This window comes from Rhodoferax sp. (assembly GCF_039922535.1).
Taxonomy (GTDB): domain Bacteria; phylum Pseudomonadota; class Gammaproteobacteria; order Burkholderiales; family Burkholderiaceae_C; genus Rhodoferax_B.
In genome coordinates this window covers 1-2094 of sequence record NZ_JBDTEM010000421.1, presented here as the reverse complement: position 1 = coordinate 2094, position 2094 = coordinate 1, and the positions used below count along the sequence as shown (strand labels likewise).

Annotated in this window: 2 protein-coding genes; both read right to left on the bottom strand. The window is 64.2% G+C overall.

The features are described 5' to 3' along the window. Window positions 1-1322, bottom strand: a 1322-nt coding sequence (locus tag ABI213_RS20080; protein WP_348028405.1) for an ATP-binding cassette domain-containing protein, incomplete at its 3' end; no start/stop codon positions are given. Continuing rightward, window positions 1319-2094: HlyD family efflux transporter periplasmic adaptor subunit (locus ABI213_RS20075; protein WP_348028403.1), on the bottom strand; the 776-nt coding region annotated here is incomplete at its 5' end. The genes ABI213_RS20080 and ABI213_RS20075, both read right to left, overlap by 4 nt.

Below are 2094 nucleotides of genomic sequence, written 5' to 3'. Positions count from 1 at the left end.
AACATGTCGCGCGCTACCGGGTCCACGCCCGAAGTGGGTTCATCCAGAATCAGTAGTTCCGGCTTGTGCACCATCGCCACCGCCAGCGACAGGCGCTGGCGTATGCCCAGCGGCAGGCTCTCCGGCAGGCTGTTCATTACCTCGCGCAGATTGAAGCGCTGCACCATGGCATCCACGCGCTCGGGAATCTCGGCCTCGGCCACCTGGAACAAACGCGCATGCAGCACCAGGTTTTGCTGCACCGTCAGCTCGCCATACAGCGAGAACGCCTGTGACATATAGCCCACGCGCCTGCGGGTTTCGATGTCCTTGGGGTTCACCTGGTTGCCAAACAGCAAGGCCTGCCCCTCGGTGGCAGGCAGCAGGCCGGTCAGCATTTTCATGGTGGTGGATTTGCCGCAGCCGTTCGACCCCAAGAAGCCAAAAATCTCCCCGCGCCGGATGCGGAAGTTCACCCGGTCTACGGCCAGAAAGTCGCCGAAGCGCATGCTCAAACCCTGGGCTTCGATGGCGATCTCGGGCCGGGTTGTTTCCACCAGCGGCGGCACGTGGATGGCATGGTGGTCGTGCCGCTGGGCCTCAGGCAAGAGGGCGATAAAGGCCGCTTCCAGTGTGTCGGTGCCGGTGCGCGCACGCAGTTCGGCGGGCGTGCCTTGGGCCAGTATCCGGCCGGCGTCCATCGCTACCAGCCAGTCGAAGCGGTCGGCTTCTTCCATGTAGGCCGTGGCCACCACCACGCTCATGCCAGGGCGGTCGCTACGGATGCCGTCAATCAGGTCCCAAAACTGCCGGCGCGATAACGGGTCCACACCCGTGGTGGGCTCGTCCAGAATCAGCAGGTCGGGGTCGTGGATCAGCGCACAGCACAGCCCCAGTTTCTGCTTCATGCCACCAGACAGCTTGCCCGCTGGCCGTGGTAGAAATGCTTGCAGGCCGGTGCTGCGCGTCAGGCTGTCGATGCGCCTGCGGCGCTCGCCAGCGTTGTGGCCGAACAGGCGGCCGAAGAACTGCAGGTTTTCCTCCACCGACAAGGTCGGGTAGAGGTTTTTGCCCAAACCCTGGGGCATGTAGGCAATACGCGGGCAGACGCTGTTGCGGTGCGCTGTGCTGGCCATGTCGCCATCCAGTACCTGTACCTGGCCCTGCTGTACTGCCCGGGCACCGGCCAGCAAAGATAGCAGGCTGGATTTGCCCACGCCGTCTGGCCCGATCAGACCCACCATGCACCCAGCGGGAAGCTCCAGCGTGATGTCGATCAGTGCCGGTGTTTTGCCATAGTGCAAATGAACGCTTGCCAGGCGCGCAACGGGGGCCTCGGTCACTGCGGTACCTTGATGGCCAACTCCGCAGGCCACACGCTTTGCGGATCGGTTTTGACCCAGGCCATGCCCGGTACACCGGTCTTCACTTGCTGCAGGTACTTTCTCAGCAAAGCAGGGTCGATTTGTGCTTTGACGCGGAACATCAGCTTTTGCCGTTCACTGGCGGTTTCCACCGTTTTCGGGGTGAACTGGGCGGTGCTGGCTACAAACGATACCTTGCTCGGAATCACATACTGCGGTGCGGCATCCAGCACCAAATGCACTTCGCTGCCCAATGCCAGCCGGCCGGCGCTGGCCTCGGGAACAAAGAAGGTCATGTACACATCGGACAGGTCCACCAGGCTGAGTACTTTGCCGCCGGCAGCGACGACCTCCCCGGGCTGGGCGATGCGGTACTGCACCCGGCCAGCACGGGGTGCCGTCAAGGCGCTGTCGTCCATATCGGCTTGGATGCGGACCACGGTGGCGTTGGCTGCCAGCACGGCAGAGCGGGCGGCAGTCACCTGGGTTTGGGCTGCAGCTATGGCGGCACTGGCGGCGGCAACCTGGGCGCGGGCGGCATCCACAGCGGCTTGCACGCTGCGCACCCGGGCGCGGTCATCGTCCAGCTCTTGCTCGGACGACGCGCCTTCGCGGGCCAGGATCTGCGAGCGTTGCAGGCGCAGTTGCGCCGCGTCGAATTCGCTCATCCGCTGTGCCACCACGGCCTGTGCGGCCAGGCGGTCGCTTTCGCGCATGGCCACCTGCGCTACCGCTGTATCAATCCCGGTCA